Consider the following 22,514-nt stretch of genomic DNA (forward strand, 5'->3'; position numbering starts at 1 on the left):
ACGAGATTGGCTACCCGCACTCACATACCCCCTGAAGCCACGCCGAAAAATGCAGCAATCTTGATCTACCGCCACGGCTGCGCCTGGCGGCGCATGGTAATAATGGACATCTGACACCCACGCCTATTCTCACCAGGACCGAATATGGAAGCGGATGCTTTAGCGCAGCGGGACGTGACCCGTTTGTGTATTCAGTGCGGGCTGTTTTTATTGCAGCACGGCGCGGAGAGCGCGCTGATTGATGAACTTACTACCCGGCTTGGCCGCGCGCTGGGCATGGACAGCGTGGAGAGTTCTATCTCCGCTAATGCCATTGTGCTGACCACGATAAAAGATAATCACTGCCTGACGACGACGCGAAAAAACATCGATCGCGGCATCAACATGCACATGGTGACCGAAGTCCAGCACATCGTCATTATGACTGAACATAAGCTGCTGGACCGGCACGACGTCGCGAAACGCTTTTCGCAATTAAAACCGCTGCGTTACCCGCGCTGGCAGGTGGTGCTGATGGTCGGGCTCTCCTGCGCCTGCTTTTGCAAAATGAATAAAGGCGGTTGGGACGGTGCGCTGGTGACGTTTATCGCGAGCACCCTGGCGATGTATGTGCGCCAGACGCTGACGCAGCGCCATCTGCACCCGCAAATTAATTTCTGTCTGACGGCCTTTGTGGCGACCACCGTCTCTGGTCTGCTGCTGGCGCTGCCGCCATTCGCAGGCGCGTCCACCGTGGCGATGGCCGCGAGCGTCCTGCTGCTGGTGCCGGGGTTTCCGCTTATCAATGCAGTGGCCGATATGTTTAAAGGCCACGTGAATACCGGTCTTGCCCGCTGGGCGATGGCGAGTATGTTGACGCTCGCCACCTGCATTGGCGTGATTATGGCGATGGCGTTATGGGGGCTGCGGGGATGGATGTAATTCGTATCATTACGCTGATGCTGGAAGATATGCTGCTCTCCGCGATTCCGGCGGCGGGCTTTGCGATGGTGTTTAACGTTCCGCGCCGCGCCCTGCCCTGGTGCGCGCTGCTGGGCGCGGTCGGCCACGGTTCGCGCACCGTCATGATAATGATGGGGCTGAATATCGAATGGGGCACGTTTCTCGCGGCAATGCTGGTCGGCTGCATCGGCATTCAATGGTCGCGCTGGTATCTGGCGCATCCGAAAGTGTTTACCGTTGCCGCGGTGATCCCGATGTTCCCAGGCATCTCGGCCTATTCGGCCATGATATCCGCCGTGAAGATCAGCCACTTCGGCTATACCGATGCCTTGATGGTTTCGCTGGTGACCAACTTCCTTAAAGCCGCGTCCACCGTTGGCGCGCTCTCTATCGGGCTGTCGCTGCCCGGCCTGTGGCTCTATCGAAAACGTCCGCGCGTATAACGACTATCAAAGCAAAAGATAAAACCTGGCTTGCAATTAAATCGCGCACTACCTATATTGAAAGCATGAAGACGACACAACAAAAAAGCAAAGCGCTCTCGCTGGATTTAGATAACCAGCTCTGCTTCGCGCTCTACTCGACAAACCTGGCGCTGCATAAAATTTACCGCCAGTTACTGACGCCGCTCGGGCTGACGTACCCGCAATATCTGGTGATGCTGGTGCTGTGGGAGAAGGACGACGTGACCGTTTCTGAGATTGGCGAGCGGCTCTATCTGGATTCCGCCACGCTGACGCCGCTGTTAAAGCGGATGGAAACCGCGGGGCTGCTGATGCGCCAGCGTTCGCGTCAGGATGAACGACAAGTGATCGTCACGCTCACCGACGCAGGCCGGCAGCTCAAGGCCGAAGCCCACAACATACCGGGCTCGGTGCTCTGCGCCACCGCGTGCGACAAAGAGACTTTGCTGGATCTGAAAGATCAGCTTGAAGCATTACGCCATAATCTGAATCAGTCGTAAGCGCCATCTGCGGATGGCGTGAAAGCACCAAATAAGTAGCGCACTATTAAATCGCCTAAAACTTAAATAAGGAATATTACATGTCTTTAGAAAATGTCATCTACCGCGCCAAAGCCAAAGCCACCGGAGGCCGCGACGGCCGCGCCACTTCTTCTGACGGCGTGCTGGATGTAAAGCTTGGCGTACCGAAAGAGATGGGCGGCATGGGCGGCGATGTCACCAACCCGGAACAGCTGTTTGCCGCAGGCTACTCCGCCTGCTTCCTGGGCGCGATGAAATTCGTCTCCGCCCGCGACAAAATCGCGATGCCGAAAGACGCGTTTATTGAAGGCGAAGTCGGGATCGGCCCACTGCCGACCGGTTTTGGTATCGAAGCGAAGCTGAATATTCACCTGCCGGGGATGGACGCGGCAGAAGCGCAGAAACTGGTCGATGCGGCGCATATCGTCTGCCCGTACTCTAACGCGACCCGTGGCAACATCGACGTCACTCTGAATATCATTGCCTGACGCTATCCCCGCTAACGGGGAAGCTTAAAATAAAAAACGAAACTGCCCTCACCAGGGGACGCGGAGCGCGCCAGATGTCATGGCGCGCTCTTTTTTTTACGTGCGATCCCATGCGCCAATAAGCTCAAACCCCGCCTCTGACTATGCTACTATGAAGGAATTATCGTCTCTGCTGGCGATTTTCGCGCCAGTGTCTGATAACGCTTTGATTGAGAACGTTTTATGTCTTCCAGAATCCTGACCCCTGATGTCGTTGATATTGACGCCTTCCGGCGCAATCCCGGCAGCGCGCTGGCGCACGCCGAACGTGGGGCCGTGGCGGTGTTTGATAACAATGCGCCCGCATTTTATGCCGTGACGCCGGCGCGCATGGCGGAACTGCTGGCGCTGGAAAAACAGCTCGCCGCGCCCCGCTCCGATGTCGCGCTGGAAGCGCAATTTTTCGACGAAGGCAACGACGCCGCCCAGCCCGTGCCGGTGCCGATGGGCAAATTCGCCATGTATCCGGGCTGGCAGCCCGACCCGGAGTTTCAGCGTATGGCCGCGCTCTGGGGCATTCCGCTGGCCCAGCCGGTCACCAGCGAAGAGCTGGCCTCGTTTGTCGCTTACTGGCAGGCGGAAGGCAAAGTCTTCCACCACATCCAGTGGCAGCAGAAGCTGGCGCGCAGTATTCAGATGAACCGCGCCACCTTTACGTCATCAACGCGGCGCGATGTAAACGCCATCGCGCAGCCGGACGACCATATTCCTGACGGCTTTCGAGGGTAACAATGAAAAACGTCACTGACCTGATGATGCGCCTGAAGCGGCTGATGCCGCCTGACGTCAAGCCGGCCTTTAAAACCGGCGAAGAGCTTATCGCCTGGCAGCAGGAGCAGGGGCGAATTCGCTCAGAGGCCATCGAGCGCGAAAACCGCGCGATGAAAATGCAGCGCACCTTCAACCGCTCGGGTATTCGCCCGCTGCATCAGAACTGTTCGTTCGATAACTATCGTGTTGAAAACGACGGGCAGATGAACGCTGTCAACAAAGCGCGCCAGTATGTCGACGCTTTTGACGGCAACATCGCGAGCTTTGTTTTCGCCGGTAAACCGGGCACCGGCAAGAACCATCTTGCCGCCGCGATCTGTAATGAACTGCTGCTGCGCGGTAAATCGGTGATGATCATTACCGTCGCCGATATCATGTCCGCCATGAAAGACACGTTCGGCAACCGCGAAACCAGCGAAGAGCAGCTTTTAAAAGATCTGAGCAGCGTCGATCTGCTGGTGATCGACGAGATCGGTATGCAGAGTGAGTCGCGCTACGAGAAAGTGATCATCAACCAGCTGGTGGATCGCCGCTCGTCGTCCAAGCGCCCCACCGGCATGCTGACCAACCAGAATATGGAAGAGATGACCAAACTGCTCGGCGAGCGCGTGATGGATCGTATGCGCCTTGGCAACAGCCTGTGGGTGAATTTCAACTGGGACAGCTACCGCAGCCGCGTCACGGGTAAAGAGTACTAAACTCCGCACTTTTTACGGGGCGCGTTTTCTGCGCCCCGACACTTCCCCTTCCCTGCCGTCTCGCTTTATTTTTACGCCTCTACAGTGAAATCTGCGCCGTCATAAAATTTTCATAAAAGAATCCGCTTTTTAGCGTTTCCGCTCACTGTGTATTACTAAACACCTATTTTCTGGCCTTGCCCGACGCTACCCCCGCGCCACAGGCGATGAGACGCGGCTCATAATTCCGTATATCTAAACCTTATCTGAACTGCTCCATAAAAAGATGACGCTAAAATGGTACCAGTATGACAGTAGCGTTATATTTCGGTGTTAAAAAAGCAGTTTAACCTAACGGGCATGGCGCCTTCGCTGCGAGGATGTGGTGTTGTCAGAGTGGCTTTCCATACTTTTCTTTATCGCCTCCGTGGCGATTTACGCCTTCAAGGCGGGCCGTAACACCTGGTGGTTTATCGCCACTCTGGTGGTGTTAGGGCTGTTTGTTATCCTGAATCTGACGCTGCTTGCCAGCAACTATTTTACCGGCGATGGCATCAATGACGCGGTGCTCTACACGCTGACCAACAGTCTCACCGGCGCGGGCGTCAGCAAATACATCCTGCCTGGCGTCGGGCTGGTCGCGGCGCTGCTCGCGGTCTTTGGCCTGCTGACGTGGATTTTGCGCCGTCGCCGCCATCTGCCTTATCACTTCGGCTACAGCTTCGTGGCGCTATTGCTGGCGCTGGCCTCGGTGGACGCCAGCCCGGCGTTTCGCCAGATAACCGAACTGGTGAAATCCCAGACCGCAGAGGGCGATCCCGACTTTGCGGCGTACTATAAAGAGCCGCAAAAGCGTATCGACAATCCACAGCTCAATCTCGTTTACATCTACGGCGAAAGCCTGGAGCGCACCTATTTTGACGATCAGGCGTTCCCGAACCTGACGCCGGAGCTGGGCGCGCTGAAAAACGAAGGCATCGATTTCAGCCATACCGCGCAGTTGCCCGGCACCGATTACACCATCGCGGGTATGGTCGCCTCGCAGTGCGGCATTCCGCTTTTTGCGCCCTTTGAGGGCAACGCGTCTGCCTCGATGTCGAGCTTCTTCCCGCAGAACGTCTGCCTGGGCGATATCCTCAAAAACTCCGGCTATGAGAACTACTTCATCCAGGGTGCTAACCTGCGCTTTGCCGGAAAAGACGTGTTTCTCAAATCCCACGGTTTCGATCATCTCTACGGGGCCGAAGAGCTGAAAAACACGGTAGCGGACCCAACCTATCGCAACGACTGGGGCTTTTACGACGACACGGTGCTGGACCAGGCGTGGAAAAAATATGAAGAGCTCTCAAAAGCGGGCAAACGCTTCTCGCTCTTTACGCTGACGGTCGACACGCACCACCCGGACGGTTTCGTCTCGCGCACCTGTACGCGAAAGAGCTACTCGTTTGAAGGCAAACCGAACCAGTCTTTCAGCGCGGTCACCTGTAGCCAGCAGCATATCGCGGCGTTTATTAACAAAATCAAAGCGTCGCCGTATTTCAAAAATACGGTCATCGTTGTGTCGTCGGATCATCTGGCGATGAACAACACCGCCTATAAATATCTCAGCAAGCAGGATCGTAATAACCTGTTCTTTATTCTGCGAGGCGATCAGCCGCAGCAGGACGTGCTGGCGGTGAAACGCAATACAATGGATAACGGCGCGACAGTGCTCGATGTGCTGGGCGGCGACAACTTCCTGGGACTCGGGCGCAGCAGTCTTTCCGGCCAGTCGCTCTCGACCGTGTTTCTGAACATGAAATCAAAAGTGCTGGCGTGGAAGCCCGATATCATCAGCCTGTGGAAATTCCCGTCGAAAATAGACAACTTCACGGTCGACACGCAAAAACAGACCATCGCCTTCTCCGGAAGCCATTTCCGCCTGCCGCTGCTGCTGCGCGTGTCGGATAAACGTATCGAACCGCTGCCGGAGAGCGAATACTCCGCGCCGCTGCGCTTCCAACTGGCGGATTTCGCCCCGCGCGATAACTTCCTGTGGGTGGATAACTGCTACAAAATGGCGCGTCTGTGGGCACCTGCGCTGGCGCTCTCCACCGATTACTGCGTCTCGCAGGGGCAGCTCGGCGGCGAGCAAAAAGTGCAGCGGGTGGATAAAGCCACCTGGCAGGGCAAAGCGGCGTTTCGCGATACGGTCATCGACACCGCGCGCTACCAGCGTAACGTCGAGACGCTCAAAGTGATGGATAACGACATCCGCTATCAGGCCGACAGTTTTATCTTTAACGTGGCGGGCGCGCCGGAAGAGGTCAAACAGTTCTCCGGCATTTCACGCCCGGAATCCTGGGGCCGCTGGTCCAACGCGCAGCTCGGCGAAGAAGTGAAAATCGAATATAACCAGCCGCTGCCGGAGAAATTCGATCTGGTCATTACCGCCAAAGCGTTTGGCCCGAACGCCGGGAAACCGGTGCCCGTGAAGGTGGGCGACAGCGAACAGACGCTGACGCTCGGCAACGAGGTCTCCACCACCACGCTGCATTTCGAAAACCCGACGCGCAGCAACACGCTGATGATTGTGCCGCCAGATCCGCAGTCGACCAACGAAGGCAACATTCTTGGTCACTCGCCGCGCCGTCTCGGCATCGGCATGGTGTCCATCAAAGTCATTAACGCGAGCGGGTGATCCCGCTCGTTAGCCGATCCGCTTTCTGCGCTTCTCGGAATACATCACGTTGTCGCTCTCTTTGACCATCTCAAGCAAAGAGTCGTAATTGCCTGAATCGCGATGGAGCATTCCGTACGAGTAGTTGATGTTATAAGGCTTACCGGCGCGCTGGTTATGCGCGTCCAGGCTCGCGCGCAGATTGTTCAGAAACGGCTGCGTGTCGCTTTCCCGGGCCAGGAGTACCGCGAACTCATCGCCCCCCAGCCGCCCGGCGATATCTTTCGGGCCCAGATGCTCTCGCAACTGGCTGGCGAACACTTTCAGCACCTCATCGCCTTCCGCGTGGCCCCACAAATCGTTAATCGGCTTAAAGCGGTCGAGATCGAAATAGAGAATGCTGAACGGCTCGGGATTCTCCTTCAGGGCACGAAAACGCCGCTCGCCGCTACGGTAAAAGCCGCGGCGGTTCGGAATACCGGTCAGGCTGTCGGTCATCGCCATGCTAATCACGTGAAACTCATCTTCAACGATAAACGCCAGGTCTTTCAACGTCGCAATATCATCATCGCTGAAATCGCGCGGCGTGCCGTCGATAATACAAAGCGTGCCGACCACCGCGCCATCCGGCAGCCGCACCGGGTAACCCGCATAAAAACGGATAAACGGCTCGCCGGTGACCAGCGGGTTATCGTGAAAACGCTCATCCAGGCGGGCGTCATTTACGATAAACGGCCCTTCCTGCAAAATCGCGTGCCCGCAAAATGAGACGTCGCGCGTGGTTTCGCGCGTGTTCAGTCCCTGGCAGGCCAGCAGCCACTGACGGTTGCGATCGAGCAGGCTAATCAGCGCCACCGGCACCCGGAACAGTTTTTTCGCCACCCGCGTCAGGCGCTCAAAACGCTCGTCATCCCTGGTATCCAGCAGATCCATCATATACAGCGACTTCAGCCGCGCTTCTTCGTTTTCAGGGATACCAGGAAATTTCATGTTCCGCCTCCGCGTCAGTAGCAGCGCGCCCGCCAGTGTAAGGGAAGCATTCTGCCAGAAAATATATTGAGGTAAACGGATGAGTATAGGAGGAAAAACGGGCGATTTGCGAAACGGCAGCCACTACCGCGGATGACCCGCACCCTATTTGCCGCCGTTGCGCCGCCGCGCCGTCAGGCGCTCGGCTTCAGCCGGTTCGCCACCACGATGCGCGAGCGGCCCATCTCTTTGGCAAGATAAAGCGCAATATCGGCATTTTTTATCAGGCTCTCGCGCCGCGCGTGATCGGGCCAAGTGGCGAGGCCGATGGAGACCGACACCGGGCCAATCTCAAGGCCGTTATAGCGCAGCGATAACTCACTGACCTGCGTCAGAATACGCGTGGCCAGCGCATGAGCCTGCGCCTGTGGCATACCGGGCAGTAGCATCAGAAACTCTTCGCCGCCGTAGCGAAACACCTGCGCCGTCTCGCCCGGCACGGAGCGAATCGTCCGCGCCACCTCTTTCAGCACCGCATCGCCCGCATCATGTCCGTACTGATCGTTAAGCGATTTGAAGTGATCGATATCAATCATCAGGCAGCTTACCGGCGAGCCGGTCATCTCCGCCTGGCTGATACAGGCGTACAGCGCGTCTTCCAGGTGATAGCGATTACGCAGGCCCGTCAGCGAATCGAACATCGCTTTTTCGGTCAACTCATCGCGCAGCTTCTGGTTGGCGAGCGCCAGCGCCAGCGTCTCGGCCATCAGTTCCAGATAAACGTAAGGCGGCTCAAGCTCCTCGCTGATTTTTTCAAACGACAGCAGCCCGATGGTTTCATTCTGGGCAATCAGCGGCACGCAGATGGCCCGCAAGGCAGCGGCAGGCGGCAGATGTTTGCAGGGAATATCCACCAGGTCACGGTCAGGGCTGTGCATCTGCCCGCGCCGCAGCGCCCAGCATTCGTCCGGCGTAAACGCGCTGTCGCCGCCAGCGTTTTCAGGCCAGCGAGCGGCGCACACCATCAGATGATCGCGCGTATCCAGCACATAGAGCCTGCCCGCGAGCCCCGGCGCAATTTGCGGTGCAAACAGCCGGACCAGCTCGATAATATCGCCACGTGATTCACTCCCCTGTAACCGCTGGGTCATGCGTGACAATAATCCCCGGATGGCCCAGTCGGCATCGCGCTCCCGCTCAAGGCGCTGGCGCGCCAGCCCGTTTTCGCGAAATACATGGATAGCCTGCGCCATGTCGCCAATCTCATCCACCTGCTGCAACAGCGGCGCTTCCACTTCGTAATCCTGCGTCGCCAGCCGGTTGACCACATCGCTCAGCTTCACGACCGGCCGCAAAATACGGCGTTTGAGAATAAACCCGAGGACAAAGAGAAACAGCAGCGCGGTGAGGCCGACCATGATTTCCGACAGCGTGCGCAGCCGCAGTGAGGCGTCGGTCGCAGCCTTAATCGACATGCCGGTCCGATAATCAAGCAGACTGCGAAATTGCGCGAACTGCAGGTCCACCCGGTCAAGCTCATGCTCATAATTCACGCCAAACAACAGTTGCAGCGCGCGTGCGTTATCGCCACGCGCTACAGCCTCGATCGCCTGCTGCTGCTCCTGCTCCAGCGCATGCGCAACGGCCACGCCCTGACGCAGATGCTCTAACTCTTCAGGTGTAGCGCCCAGATCCCGCAGCCGCGCCAGATGCGCTTCATCTTTATTGTCCTGCGCTCGTTTCGCCTGCCAGGCCGTCAGATCCTGCGTTCTGCGATCCACTACGTAAACGCGCGCCAGCTCGGTGAGCGCGTAAGTCTCCTGTTCTACCGTTTCCGTCAGGCTGTCGTATGCCGCGCTCTGGCGCACGGCCGCCCGCTCCGCCTTGTCGGCGCCGGAGGCCATCATCAGCACGACCCCGGAAATCAGGGTGAGCGCTACCGTTGCGCCATAGGCAATGTTAGTCATCGTTGCGATGCGCACAGAGGATCCCGTTCGTTAAAAAGAGGGCCGAAGATGATATGGCGTGCCTGCGTAAGAAAGACGCCCCGGTTTGGTTATTTTACTGACAGATAAATTATAGAAGCCGTTAACCGATTCTTAATATAAATGCATCGGCGCGGGTGCGGGTTTTCAGCCGCCTGTTCGGGAGATGAACGCTGACCATAAAAAAAGCCCCCGCCGCGTGAGCGACGGGGGCTTTTCAGGTGAAAACGAACCGCTTAGAACGTTTCCCAGTTATCGCTGCCCTGGGCCACCACCGGCTTTGCGGTGACGACCGGCGCGACGCTTGCCTGTACCGGGCTTACGCTACGCGGCTTGTCTTGCGCGCTCTGGCTGATGCGGAACACGGCGACGGACTGCGTCAGGCGGCTCGCCTGCTCTTCAAGCGCGGCGGCAGCAGCGGCGGATTGCTCCACCAGCGAGGCGTTCTGCTGGGTCACGCGGTCCATCTCAGCGACGGCCAGGCCCACCTGGTCGATACCGCGGCTCTGCTCGTCAGAGGCCGAGGCGATTTCGCCCATGATGTCGGTCACGCGGGTCACCGCGCTGACAATTTCGCCCATGGTTTCACCGGCGCTTTCTACCAGCGTCGAGCCCACGTCCACTTTGCTGACGGAGTCTTCGATAAGGCCTTTGATCTCTTTCGCGGCCTGGGCGCTACGCTGCGCCAGGTTACGCACTTCACCGGCCACCACGGCGAAGCCGCGGCCCTGTTCGCCTGCACGCGCAGCTTCTACCGCGGCGTTCAGCGCCAGGATGTTAGTCTGGAAGGCGATGCCGTCAATCACGCTTGTGATATCGGCGATTTTCTGGGAGCTGCCGGCGATGTCACGCATCGTCTGCACCACGTTATCCACCACTTTGCCGCCTTTCTGGGCGGTTTCCGACGCGCTCAGCGCAAGCTGGCTCGCCTGACGGGCGTTTTCGGCGTTCTGTTTCACGGTGGCGGTCAGCTCTTCCATGCTGGCGGCGGTCTCTTCGAGAGACGCAGCCTGCTCTTCGGTACGGGAAGAGAGATCGTTATTACCGGCAGAGATTTCGCTCGCGCCGCTGTAGATGGCATCGGCACCGTTACGGACTTCACCCACGGTACGCACCAGTTCGCCCTGCATATGTTTAATGCTGGCGGCCAGCTGGCCCATTTCGTTCGTGCCGTCGACGTCAATCTGACGCGCCAGGTCGCCGCTCGCGATATGGCGAATGCTCTCAATAATGCGGTTCAGCGGGGTGATAAGGGTGTTCTGGATACCGAACCAGACGCAAACAATCACGCCCAGCACCACGGCCAGCACGCCAATCAGGATCCAGATAGCCATGCTGTAGGAGCTGTTGCTGCCTTCCACGGCGATGTCATACAGGCGGTCATTCTGCGCCATGTAATCGGTATAGGCTTTCTCGAAACCGTCCTGATATTTCTGGGTCGGCTGGTCGAAGAATTCGTTGATTTTCCCGGCCGCGAGCAACTGAATCAGCTCCGCCAGCGCACCGTGGTAGATGTCGTAGTTACGCTTAATTTCCTGCGCGTACTCTTCGCTCTGGCGCGGGTCGCGCGGCAGCGCCTGGTAATCCGCCCAGTGCGTTTCCGCCTGTTTCAGCGAGCTGCTGGCGATTTGCATCAGCTCCTGCACCGTCGCGCCGCTGCCGATGTTGTTCGCATCCATCATGTGACGGATACCGGCGCGGTTTAAGGTGTTACGGGTCTGAATCAGCGCAACCCAGCTGCCATTCAGCGTGGACTGCTGCTGACGGATGGTTTGCAGAACGGTGAAATTTTCCTTGTCACTTTTGATGGCATTAAAGAACAGGCCACCGGAAGCCATTTGCAACAGACCAAACAGGGCCAGAACAAACAGCAAACTGGTTACAACTTTGATGCGGTTTAACATGGTTTCTCTTCCCGATACGACAGATGGAGAGAGTTTCGGCATTAAACCCAAAAACTTTATAAGGATAAGCCCCGCCCGGGCCCGATTTTTGTACTAACTTTGGTGGGGAAATCGCCATAAATACGCAGTGTGTGACGCAGCTCATATTGTGACTTGCGAGAATACAAATTAAGCGCCGCTTAATTTCTGATTTCAGCATGACAAAATAATGCCTAAGCGCAAAACGTTAGCGGTTTGCTCGAAAGTGGGAGAAGAGAGAAAAACAGAGACGTTCCCTGCTTTCCCTCAAAGGCATTTATTTTTTAATCGCGCCATTCGCGTCAAACAGCGTATCCCACCGGCGGATCTCGCCCGTTTCAAAGGCGACACAGCCTTTCATCATCTGGCGGAAATAGCGTACCGAGGCTTCGTTATTGCCGGGGATGAAATTCGCGTAGTCGCGTGCCGTGGCCTGCGCGCGCAGTTTGACAATATAAGCCGGGCAGATGAGATTGACACTGCCGGTGGAAAACAGATTTACGCCGCGGATAAAAAAGGCTTTTTCATCGCGGCCCGGCATTTCCTGCGTCTGCCAGACGGTTTGCGGAAACAGCGCTGGTGAGAATTTTTCGTCATCGACCCGGTAGTAATGCGGCTGCGTATCAACCAGACCAATCGAGACCAGCGAGCCAAAAACAAGCGTACTCCAGAGGGTCGGAAAGAGCAGAACGATAAAGACGACGGCAATAAAGGCCGTCACAAAAAAGTTTTTAATAGCCCCGCTGTTATTTTGAGCGTCACTTTTTTGCGAGTAATGCACGATAGCAGGCAAAAATGCCAGTAAGGAGAACAGGCTGATAAACACCCATGCGAATACCACAGCCCATGAACCTTCACCGCGGCTGGAGTGAATAAGAAAGCCCGCAGGTATCGATATGGATAATCCTGGTAACAGGATAAAAAACGTATTGGCGATCAAGACTCCCGCCCACATTAAAACCAGCCACACTCGTTGCCATTTGCCAGGTTTCAGGGGGCGAAGAAGAAAACCGAAGTTGAAACAGATAACCAGTAAGGTTGCGAAGAGGGCAGTAATGAGCAGTATTTTTTCAACGCTAAAGACATAGTCCCCCGTCAGTTTTTTCACAAGCGTTGTGTGCGGCAGAAAGACAAGCGTCAGATAAAAAAACGAGACAGAAAAGCAGATCCACGGCAATCCTTTATTAAAATAACGCTCAGGATCGCCAGGATTAATTTCGCGGTGTGCCAGTAAAATCGCACTGGGCAGCACCAGCGTAAGTGCCGTCGCCAGTGAAAACACGGCAGCGGAGATCAGAAGCGAGACCAGACCGATATTAAAAGAAAACGCCCCCATCAGAAGATCGAGCCGTCCAATACTCGTCAGATAACTCCAGATAATCGCACCAGATAACAGGGTTGAATAAGGTAATAACGCGACGAAATATTTCCCGACTCGCTTTGCCAGTGATTTTAACTTGTCACTCTCCGTGCTCATCTCTGCGTTCCTTCACTAACCGTATCGTTAGCAGGCAATATACCGGAAAACATCGTCATGCATGTGCATAGTGATTTATCATTGTGCATGTCTTAAACAGTAAAGGCGCCCAGGCAGGCGCCTTTATTTATGACTGCAAAATGACTGCACGCGATGCCGGGTTATCAGAAATTCCAGCTAAAGCCCGCGTTGACGCTGTTGTCCTGATAGTTATCGGAAATCAGCCCGCTGTAGCCGAGCGACAGATGCGCGTTGCGGTTCACCGCCACCTCGGCGCTCGCTTTCAGCACCGTGCCGTCGCGTGAGGCTGACACGCTGTTGGTGACAAACGGCGTGCTGCTGCCCCGGAATTTCAGGCCGGTGGCGCGATCGAGCTCGCCATACTGATGCTGCCAGCCCACTTCGCCGCGCAGCGCCACAGTCGTTTCTGCGGTGGCATCCCACTCAAGCCCGGAGCGCAGGCCCAGCGTGGAGAACGTGGCGTCGGTATGCTGCTTGTCGCCATGCAGCGCCGTCGCACCGCCCTGCTCGTTGATGCGGTTGTTCTCAAAGTTCACGTAAGAGACATTCGCAAACGGCTCGACGTTTACCATACCCGCCGCCAGCTGATAACCCGCCTCGGCGAAGAACTGCTCGGTACGCGCGTTATATTTCGCGTCAGCACGGTCAGACTGCGAACCAAAGCGGACGGAACGGCTGGTGTCGAAACGGTGCCAGGTGTAGCCCGCGCCTGCACGCAGCGCCAGCTCGCCGAGCTGTTTGCCGCCGTAGACCGCCAGATGGTAGTTGTCGCTGTCCGCACTGGAGCCATAACCGCCGTCAAGCGACGTGCGGGTGTAGCCGGTCGCCACGCCCATGCGCCAGTCGTCGGCGTAAGCGGAATCGAGCCCCAGCAGCACGCCGTAGGTCGATGCCTGATACCCCGTGGCGCTTTCATCGCCGGAGGCGTGATCCCACGCGCCTAACAGCTTCGCCCACGCGCCGCCATCATCGGCAGCCACCGGCGAAACGCTGGTCAGCCCTTCGGCCTGACGCAGACGCTCGTTCAGCGTATCGCGCAGGTAGCGGCTGTCGTTGATCTGCGCCGAGGCGATATCCGCGTGGATCTGCCCGCCTAACTGGCGGAACGCCTGACGCGCCTGCGCTACCGAACCGGTCGAGAGCAGGCTCTCATACAGCGGGTTGCCCGCGCCGAGCGTTTCCAGCGCGCCAGCGACCGCGCGGCCGTTGGCGGTATCCGCGATGCTCGCGAACGTGGTGTCGTTACGCGCCACATCCAGCGTCACCTGGCCACCCGTATAGCCGAGCGAAGTACCGAGGAACAGATAATCCGGCGCCACGCTGTCGAACTGGCCGGTAATGCCGTCCGCCGCCGACAGGATGTTGTACTGCTGGCCGAGCAGGCTGCGTACTTCCGCCAGGCTTAGCAGATTGCTGCTGTTCTCAAGCGATACCGCGACTTCACCGCCGTTCAGCGCAATTGCGCCCGTGGCGTTAATCACATCGCTGCGCCCGTCCGGCGACACTTCCACCGCGTAGCGCGAGCCTGGCTGGAACGTCACGTCGCCATTCACATTCAGCGTGCCGATGGAGTTACCCGGCGCAACCGTACCGCCGCGCGCCGCCGTCAGCGAGCCGACCGTACCGTTACCCGCCAGCACGCCCTGCTGCTGCACGGTGACGTCAGAGGTCACGGAGCCGTTAACCACCAGCAGGCCGTCGTTGACCAGCGTCGGGCCGGAATAGGTGCTGGTGCCGGTGAGCCACAGCGCGCCCGCGCCCTGTTTGGTCAGGCCGCCGTGGCCGGAGATATCGTTCGACCAGACATCCATCGCGCACTGAATATCGCTACAGGTGCGCGCCAGTTTGGTACCTGCTTCGACTTCCTCGCCAATGCCCGGAATATCGGCGATAAATTGCGAGGAGCCGTAGGCAACGCCATCCGGGTCCGGCACGCGGAATTCTTCAGGAATATCTTCCACGGTGTAGAACATGCCCGGCCCGTGGATCGCCTTGCTGAGATCGATCATCCCCCAGCCGTAAAGCGCATCGATGCCCGGATCGCCCATATCCACGGTCGTGGTTTTCAGCACCTGGGCTATCTGCTCGCCCGTCATGTACGGGAAGCGCTCCATCAGCACCGCCACGCTGCCCGCCACGTGCGGGGCGGCCATTGAGGTGCCGCTGTAGTTGGCGTAATCGGTGGTCAGCGTCTCCAGGCTGTTGCCCTCAATCACCGAGCTGTAAATCCGGCTGCCCGGTGCCGAAACGCAGAAACTTGCGGTGTAGCCACAGCGGGAGGAGAACGTACTGATGGTGTACGGCACGCTGTTGGCGGAGGCCGGATCTTTCATCACGCTCGCGACAGAGAGCCAGTTCGGCGCGATATCCGGCACAAAGTAAGCGAGGCCCGCCATCGCGTCCGGGTTGTTGAGGTTGTAGTCGTTACCGGCGGCGAAAATGGTGACGATGCCGCTGCGGGCCGCGTCGATAGCGCCCTGATACGCGCCGCCCGGTTTGGTGCCGAGGATCTGTTTGATCTGATTGAACTGCGCCTGCGCGTCAGACACGGTGAAGTGCGGATAGGCCGGATCTTTCCCGCCCTGATCGAATTTCTCGGTGATGCCGATGCCCCAGCTGTTGTTAATAATGCGCGCGCCGCTGTCCATCAGCGCATGCCAGCCCGCCTCATACACCGCCCCGTCGTTGCCGAGAATAATCCCGTCTTCCGGGCCAGGGTCGCCGTTTTCAGCACTGATAATTTGGGCGTTAAATGCGACGCCGTGCATCGGCCCGCCATCGCGGCTGCCTGCCGCAATACCGCCAACGTGGGTGCCGTGCGCGCCCAGCTCGCCATCGGAATCCACAGACGGCGTACCGTCATAGCGGAAAGGGTCGCCTTTTTTCACCGGAATATACGGGTCGGTATATTCGCGGATCCCTTCGGTGACGAGGTTAATGACTTTATCGGTGCCGGAGAATTCCGGGTGCTTTGCATAAACCGGCTGATCGAAAATACCGAGCTTAATGCCTTTCCCGGTATATCCCGCCGCGTAGGCTTCATCGGCGTGAATAGCGCCAAGCCCCCACTCCGCATTAAATTCGCTGCTGCGCCAGCTGGCGGCATCGCCCGCTTTGCCCTGCTCAATATAATTACTCGCCGCCGCCTGCCCGATACCGGCCAGACCTAACGCTATCGCTACCGCGCTCATGCGAATACGACGCCCGCCCCGCACAGGCGAATATCCCGCCTGAACAGGTTCTGCTGCTCTGCTTCTGTTAATCATCCCAGAGACCGTCCATTGATTGTGAGTTTGCAAGGGGCCAGACGCGCCAGCCCTTATTGTCATAGGTATTGCGCGCGGCCACGGCGGCCGCTGCGAATATCAATGTTAAGCAGAATTTATTTATTTGCGCCAGTGCCAATAAAGAGGGTCAAAATTTAAAAAGGTGAGCTACGTCATACTATTTTTCTATCGGTTTTGTGGTTTCAGGCAGTTAAAAAATCGCGGTGCGCATCAACTCACCGAATATCGGCAAATTTTGCCGCTTCGCTTATTTCTCCGTTTTCCAGAAACCCATGTAAAATTAACCGATTACCACCAATGAACTATAAGCAGATAAATAGTATTTTGATGAAAATATAAACACATAAAACTACCAGACATAATATTTACGACGCATTTCTTAATTATGCTTAAATAAAAATCAAAAAAGCCTATGGCGCATTTTCAGCGTTTTAGGATGTTTCTTAAAAAGATCGAAAAATAACCAACTTGTATTTATTCATATTAATGCCAGCCGTAAGCAATAAAAAAGCGCCCGCAGGCGCTAATGAAATGAAGAGATCGTGACCGGCACTGCCGGGCAGAGATCCTTTTACGCATAATGCAGCGTTTCCGGCTCCCGGCGCAGAATCACCTTGCCGTGGCGCACGGAATAACGCGCCTTCGCCTGGCGGCGCACCACTTCGTAATCATCCGGCGCGTCGAGCACCACCAGATTCGCCGGACGCCCTTCACAGAGGCCGTAGTTATCGCCGAGGTTCATGGCAAGCGCGCTGTTATCGGTGACAAAATCCAGGCTGCGCTTGAGATCCTCATAGCCCATCATGTGACAGATATGCAGCCCGGCGTCGAGCACGCGCAGAATGTTGCCGTTGCCGAGCGGATACCACGGATCTTTAATCGAATCCTGCCCGAAGCAGACATTCAGGCCAGCGCGATCCAGCTCCGCCACGCGCGTCACGCCGCGCCGCTTCGGCCAGGTGTCGAAACGCCCCTGCAGATGAATGCTTTCCGTCGGGCAGGAGACGAAGCTTAAGCCAGCGCGTTTGAGCAGACGGAACAGCTTTGAGCAGTAGGCGTTATCATAAGAGCCCATCGCCACCGTGTGGCTCGCCGTCACCCGTGCGCCCATGCCGCGCACGCGCGTCTCCTCCGCCAGCACTTCCAGGAAGCGCGACTGCGCGTCGTCGGTTTCATCGCAATGCACGTCCACCAGGCAGCCGGTGCGCTCGGCCAGATCCATCAGGAATTTCACCGAGCTGACGCCCTGCTCGCGGGTGTTTTCAAAATGCGGAATGCCGCCGACCACATCCGCGCCCATCTCCACCGCCTGCTCCATCAGCGCCCTGCCCTGCGGGAAGGACTCAATGCCCTCCTGCGGAAACGCCACGATTTGCAGATCGATAAGATGGCGCGCCTCGTCTTTCACTTCCAGCATCGCTTTCAGCGCGGCGAGCGTCGGGTCGGTCACATCCACATGGGTGCGCACGTGCTGAATGCCGTGGTCGCGCAGCATGCCGATGGTCGCGTGCGCGCGGCGTTTAGTGTCCTCATGAGTGATGGTGGCTTTGCGCTGGCCCCAGCGCTCAATGCCTTCAAACAGCGTGCCGCTCATGTTCCACGCAGGCTCGCCCGCCGTCAGGGTGGCGTCCAGATGAATATGCGGCTCCACCAGCGGCGGAATAACCAGCCCGCCCTGCGCGTCCAGGTCGCCTTCATGGGGTGCCAGCATCGCCGACTGCGGCGTAATGGCTTTAATGATCCCGTCATCCAGCACGAGCGTGAACCAGCCTTCGCGGCGGCGTAAACGGGCATTAACGATATTCATAACGGCTCCTTTGAGTAAGACGGTGAGTGTGGCTCACGGCTGCGGCTGTGCCAGCGCGCGGCGCTGCTCCCGCCCGCGCGCCAGGCGCACAAACAGAAGATAGCTCGCCGCCGACACCGCGATACCCACCAGCGGGGCGACCCACGGTGAAAAGTACGCGGTCAGCGCGCCGAGCGAATAAGCGGCAAGCCCGGCATAGTTAAAGCGCGGCAGGCGGGCCTCGCTGAGCGCCGGGTAACGCCCGCGGCGGTGAAACACATAGTCGGCGATAATCACCCCGCCGACCGGCGGAATAATGCTGCCGAGCAGCACCAGAAACGGGATCAGCAGCTCATACATCCCGCCGATAGCCAGCAAAATGCCGATGCCCGCGCTCGCGACGGTGAGCGTGCGGCGACGCTCGCTGCGCAGTAAATGGCAGGCGGCAGCAGAAACGTTATAAATCGTCGGCCCCTGAATGGTCCACAGATTCAGACACAACATGATAACCGCCGCCACCGACAGCCCCTGCAGCGTCATGACCGCCACGATATCGGCCTGCTGATAGACCACCGCGCACCACGCCCCGGCCACCACCATCAGCCCGTTGCCAATGAGAAAGCTAATCAGGCTGCCGGTAATGGCGGTGCCGCTGCTGCGCGCCATGCGCGTCCAGTTGGTGGCCTGGGTCGCGCCGCTCGCAAACGTACCAAACACCATCGTGATGGCCGCCGACCAGCCCAGGGTTTCGGTGGGTTCAATGCGCTGCATCGCCTGCCAGCCGCCCGCGTGGCGGGTCGCAATCCACATCGAGACCACCAGCAGAATAAACATCAGCGGCACCGAAACACGCGAGAGCAGATCCAGTCCGCGGTAGCCCACCAGCGCCGTGACGCAAAACGCGAGGCCGAAGAACACCATCAGCGGCGTGGTGAGCCATTCCGGCAGCGCCAGCAATTTAACAAGCGTGATGGCGACCGTGGCGGTGCCCCACGCGTACCAGCCCAGTTCCGCGAAGCCGAGCAGGAAATCGGAGATCTTGCTGCCCTTCTCACCAAAACAGAAGCGGCCCATCAGCACCGTGTTAAGCCCGCTGCGGGCGGCTATCCAGGCAAGCGCCGCCGCATAGAGCGCCAGCAACAGGTTGCCGATAGTGGCTATCCAGAGCATCTCGACAATCGGAAACGCGACGCCGAGCTTGCCGCCTGCGAACATCGTGCCGGTGAAAAAGGTAAAGCTGAACAGCACCATAGAAATGGAGAGCAGGCCTTTGCGCCCGGCGGCGGGTGCCTCGCTTAACGGGAATTCGGTGTTGGCTGACATAACGACTCCTCTGCGAAAGATAAAACGCGGGTGGACAGAGATTCAGCAAGTTATGTGCCAGGAATCGGCGGGCGAAATGACGGATATATCCGCCATCAGCAGAGAAACCACGCCCTGCGATTGTGCAACGCGGCGCGGTTTGCACTGTTGGCGGGAGACGCGCAGGAGCAGAAACAGACGCGCGCCGCTCAGGACGGCGACGCGCGTTACAATGGCTGGCGGGATCAGTCGAGATCGGCCCCGTTGCTGGCGATCACTTTTTTATACCACCAGAACGATTTCTTACGTTTGCGCTCCAGCGTGCCGCGGCCCTGGTCGTCGCGATCCACCCAGACAAAACCGTAGCGCTTGCTCATCTCGCCGGTGGAGGCCGACACCAGATCGATGCAACCCCAGGTGGTGTAGCCCATCACCGGAATGCCGTCTTCGATGGCTTCGCGCATCGCGCGGATATGCTCGCGCAGATAACTGATGCGGTAGTCATCTTCGATTTCGCCGTTTTCATTAAACGCGTCTTTCGCGCCGAGGCCGTTCTCCACCAGGAACAGCGGTTTCTGGTAGCGGTCATACATCATGTTCATGGTGATGCGCAGCCCCAGAGGATCGATCCCCCAGCCCCATTCGCTCGCCTCGATATACGGGTTTTTGAGCGATTTCACGATGTTCGCCGCACTCGTCACCTGGTTATTCATATCCGCCGAGGCGCAGCGCGAGGCGTAGTAGCTAAAAGAGACGAAATCGACGGTATCTTTAAGGATCTCATCATCTTCCGGCGCTTTTTCAATCACGATGCCTTTTTCACGGAACAGGCGCTGCGTGTAGGCCGGGTACGCGCCGCGCGCCTGCACGTCGATGAAAAACAGGTTTTCGCGGTCTTTCTCCAGCGCCGCCCAGACATCTTCCGGCTTGCAGGAGTAAGGGTAGAAATTGCCGCCCGCCAGCATACAACCCACCTGGTTTTGCGGGTTCACTTCATGCGCGATGCGGGTGGCGATAGCGCTGGCAATAAGCTCATGATGCGCGGCCTGGTATTTCACCTGTTCATGATTTTCGCCCGGCTCAAACGCCAGGCCCGCGCCGGAGAACGGGCTGTGCAGCAGGATGTTGATTTCGTTGAACGTGAGCCAGTATTTCACCAGCCCGTCGAACGCTTCAAAACAGGTGCGCGCGTAGCGGGTGAAAAACTCCACCATTTTACGGCTGCGCCAGGAGCCATATTCGGTCACCAGGTGCATCGGCACGTCAAAATGGCACAGCGTCACCAGCGGCTCGATGTTGTATTTTTTGCACTCGCTGAACAGCGCGCGGTAAAACGCAATGCCCTCTTCGTTCGGCGTCTGTTCATCGCCGTTCGGGTAGAGGCGGCTCCAGGCGATCGACGTGCGAAACACCGTAAAGCCCATCTCGGCCATCAGCGCGATATCCTCTTTATAGCGGTGATAAAAATCGATCGCCTCGTGGCTTGGGTAAAATTCATCGTCGCGCCAGCCGGTGCGCTTATCCAGCCCAAGCTTTACCGCCAGACGATTCGGGCCGTGCGGCAGCATATCAACCGTAGCTGGCCCTTTGCCGCCCTCGCGCCACGCGCCTTCCGCCTGGTTTGCCGCAATCGCGCCGCCCCATAAAAATCCTTCGGGAAAAGTGTTGTTATCCATACGTGTCCTCTGATTAATTCGGTTTTACTGCGGGCGCCTGCGCGGTGAAAGCCGCAGGCTGCGGGTTATCGCGGGCGGGTTCGGGCGCTTCGACGGGAATATCCTCAAAGCCCAGCACCAGCGTCAGGATAAACGACAGCACCACCGCCAGCGCCATCACCCCAAAGACCCAGACAATCGTCATCGGGTTGGCCGGATCGAAAAACTGCACGCTGGTAAACAGCCCCGGCGCGGCCATCGAGTGGCTCGCAAGCCCGGCCAGGCCCGCCACCGCGCCGCAGACGAAGCCGCTAATCAGGCTCGCCACCAGCGGGCGCTTCAGCCGCACCGCCACGCCGTACAGCGCCGGCTCTGAAATGCCCGCCACAATCGCGGATGCCGCCGCGGCCAGCGCCGTCTGGCGCAGTTCCGGGTTGCGGGTGCGCCACGCGACCGCCAGCGACGACCCACCGAGCGACAGGTTGGCCCCGATCTCCGACGGCATCACCATGCCCTCTTTGCCGGTTTCGGCGATGGTCTGGATGATGGTCGGCGTAAACACGCGGTGCATTCCGGTAATGACTAACAGCGGCCAGAGCGCGCCCATAATCGCTACCGACAGCCAGCCCAGATAGCTGTGGATGGTGTACACCACCGACGAAATGCCGCTGCCAATCCAGATACCAATCGGGCCAATCAGCATGATGGCGATGGGCGCGGCGATCAGCACAATCAGCATCGGTTTCAGGAAGTTTTTGGTCACCGCTGGCGTGATTTTGTCCACCCAACGTTCAATATAGGAGAGTATCCAGGTCATGCAGAGCGCCGGGATCACGGTATAGGTATATTTTACCGCGGTGACCGGAATGCCAATGAAATCCACCGGTTGCCCCTGCGCGGCTTTGGCCATCAGGTCAACGAAGTTCGGGTGCACCAGCACGCCCGCAATGGCTATCGCCAGCGACATATTGGTTTTGAATTTAATCGCGGCCGAGGCGGCCACCATGATTGGCAGGAAGAAAAACGCGCCATCGCCAATCACGTTGAGAAGGGTGAGCGTCGGCGCGCCCTTCTCCACCACGCCCGACATCTCCAGCACCATCGCCAGCAGTTTGACCATCGAACCGCCGATGATAGCCGGGATCAGCGGCGACATGGTGCCGATCAGCGCGTCGAGAATGCCCGCGCCGATGCGCCGCAGGGTGATTTTGTCGTTACGCGGCAGCGCGCGTTCAACCCGCGCGCCTTCCGGCAGCAGTTTCAGGACTTCGGCATACGCCTGCGACACCGTGTTGCCGATGATGACCTGGCACTGGTTCTCATTGCGCACCACGCCGAGCACGCCGGGAATGGCCTTAAGGCGCGCCGCGTCCACGGCGCTGTCATCGTTCAGCACAAAGCGCAGGCGCGTCATGCAGTGTGTGACCGCCGCCACGTTACCGCCACCGCCAATCGCCTCGACGACCGCGCCTGCCAGCGCTACGTAATTCTTTGACATGATGGTGAACTCTCTCGTTATCACACGCCGTGGCACCAGAACCGCCTCTGC

Annotated in this window: 16 protein-coding genes; 7 read left to right on the top strand and 9 right to left on the bottom strand. The window is 58.1% G+C overall.

What is annotated here, in order from left to right:
• Window positions 1-144 precede the first annotated feature (144 nt).
• The 7 genes from G6041_RS15290 to opgB all read left to right on the top strand — a co-directional run bounded on the left by G6041_RS15290 (window position 145) and on the right by opgB (window position 6,582).
• Window positions 145-921: a threonine/serine ThrE exporter family protein gene (locus G6041_RS15290; protein WP_007847024.1), complete on the top strand. Its 777-nt coding sequence runs from the start codon at window positions 145-147 to the stop codon at window positions 919-921.
• The gene (locus G6041_RS15295) at window positions 912-1,385 is read left to right on the top strand and encodes a threonine/serine exporter (protein WP_004386489.1); all 474 of its coding nucleotides are present in this window, start codon (window positions 912-914) and stop codon (window positions 1,383-1,385) included. Before G6041_RS15290 ends, G6041_RS15295 begins: the two co-directional genes overlap by 10 nt.
• A gap of 65 nt (window positions 1,386-1,450) precedes the next feature.
• Window positions 1,451-1,906, top strand: coding sequence for a MarR family winged helix-turn-helix transcriptional regulator (locus tag G6041_RS15300; protein WP_012125852.1), 456 nt, complete (start codon window positions 1,451-1,453; stop codon window positions 1,904-1,906).
• An 80-nt stretch (window positions 1,907-1,986) separates the two neighbouring features.
• Window positions 1,987-2,415, top strand: coding sequence for an organic hydroperoxide resistance protein (locus G6041_RS15305; RefSeq protein WP_004386492.1), 429 nt, complete (start codon window positions 1,987-1,989; stop codon window positions 2,413-2,415).
• 222 nt (window positions 2,416-2,637) lie between these two features.
• On the top strand, window positions 2,638-3,183 hold the full coding sequence (gene dnaT / locus G6041_RS15310; protein ID WP_012125853.1) for a primosomal protein DnaT: 546 nt from the start codon (window positions 2,638-2,640) through the stop codon (window positions 3,181-3,183).
• Window positions 3,184-3,185: 2 nt separating this feature from the next.
• Window positions 3,186-3,923 carry a DNA replication protein DnaC gene (gene dnaC, locus G6041_RS15315; protein WP_004386494.1) on the top strand — a complete coding sequence of 246 codons (738 nt, stop codon included), beginning with the start codon at window positions 3,186-3,188 and terminating at the stop codon, window positions 3,921-3,923.
• 367 nt (window positions 3,924-4,290) lie between these two features.
• Entirely contained in the window at window positions 4,291-6,582 is a 2,292-nt protein-coding gene (gene opgB, locus G6041_RS15320) for a phosphatidylglycerol--membrane-oligosaccharide glycerophosphotransferase (protein ID WP_032988939.1), read from the top strand.
• Between the two features lie 9 nt (window positions 6,583-6,591).
• Here opgB and G6041_RS15325 read toward each other — a convergent pair whose 3' ends face one another.
• The 9 genes from G6041_RS15325 to ascF form a co-directional block, all read right to left on the bottom strand.
• Window positions 6,592-7,551, bottom strand: coding sequence for a GGDEF domain-containing protein (locus G6041_RS15325; RefSeq protein WP_004386496.1), 960 nt, complete (start codon window positions 7,549-7,551; stop codon window positions 6,592-6,594).
• A 173-nt stretch (window positions 7,552-7,724) separates the two neighbouring features.
• Window positions 7,725-9,512, bottom strand: coding sequence for a sensor domain-containing diguanylate cyclase (locus G6041_RS15330; protein ID WP_032988941.1), 1,788 nt, complete (start codon window positions 9,510-9,512; stop codon window positions 7,725-7,727).
• Window positions 9,513-9,751: 239 nt separating this feature from the next.
• Window positions 9,752-11,419, bottom strand: coding sequence for a methyl-accepting chemotaxis protein (tsr, locus tag G6041_RS15335; RefSeq protein ID WP_012125857.1), 1,668 nt, complete (start codon window positions 11,417-11,419; stop codon window positions 9,752-9,754).
• Window positions 11,420-11,714: 295 nt separating this feature from the next.
• Window positions 11,715-12,914, bottom strand: coding sequence for a hypothetical protein (locus tag G6041_RS15340; protein WP_012125858.1), 1,200 nt, complete (start codon window positions 12,912-12,914; stop codon window positions 11,715-11,717).
• A 164-nt stretch (window positions 12,915-13,078) separates the two neighbouring features.
• Window positions 13,079-16,126 (bottom strand): autotransporter serine protease, encoded by a 3,048-nt coding sequence (locus G6041_RS15345; RefSeq protein ID WP_012125859.1) that lies wholly within the window; start codon window positions 16,124-16,126, stop codon window positions 13,079-13,081.
• A gap of 667 nt (window positions 16,127-16,793) precedes the next feature.
• Window positions 16,794-18,029, bottom strand: coding sequence for a cytosine deaminase (codA, locus tag G6041_RS15350; protein WP_012125860.1), 1,236 nt, complete (start codon window positions 18,027-18,029; stop codon window positions 16,794-16,796).
• A gap of 33 nt (window positions 18,030-18,062) precedes the next feature.
• Window positions 18,063-19,331, bottom strand: a complete 1,269-nt coding sequence (gene codB, locus G6041_RS15355) for a cytosine permease (protein ID WP_012125861.1) — start codon at window positions 19,329-19,331, stop codon at window positions 18,063-18,065.
• Between the two features lie 224 nt (window positions 19,332-19,555).
• Window positions 19,556-20,986 (bottom strand): 6-phospho-beta-glucosidase, encoded by a 1,431-nt coding sequence (locus tag G6041_RS15360; RefSeq protein WP_012125862.1) that lies wholly within the window; start codon window positions 20,984-20,986, stop codon window positions 19,556-19,558.
• A gap of 13 nt (window positions 20,987-20,999) precedes the next feature.
• On the bottom strand, window positions 21,000-22,463 hold the full coding sequence (ascF, locus tag G6041_RS15365; RefSeq protein WP_004386503.1) for a PTS cellobiose/arbutin/salicin transporter subunit IIBC: 1,464 nt from the start codon (window positions 22,461-22,463) through the stop codon (window positions 21,000-21,002).
• Window positions 22,464-22,514 lie beyond the last annotated feature (51 nt).

Source organism: Cronobacter sp. HA18003 (assembly GCF_011605905.1).
Lineage (GTDB): Bacteria > Pseudomonadota > Gammaproteobacteria > Enterobacterales > Enterobacteriaceae > Cronobacter > Cronobacter sakazakii.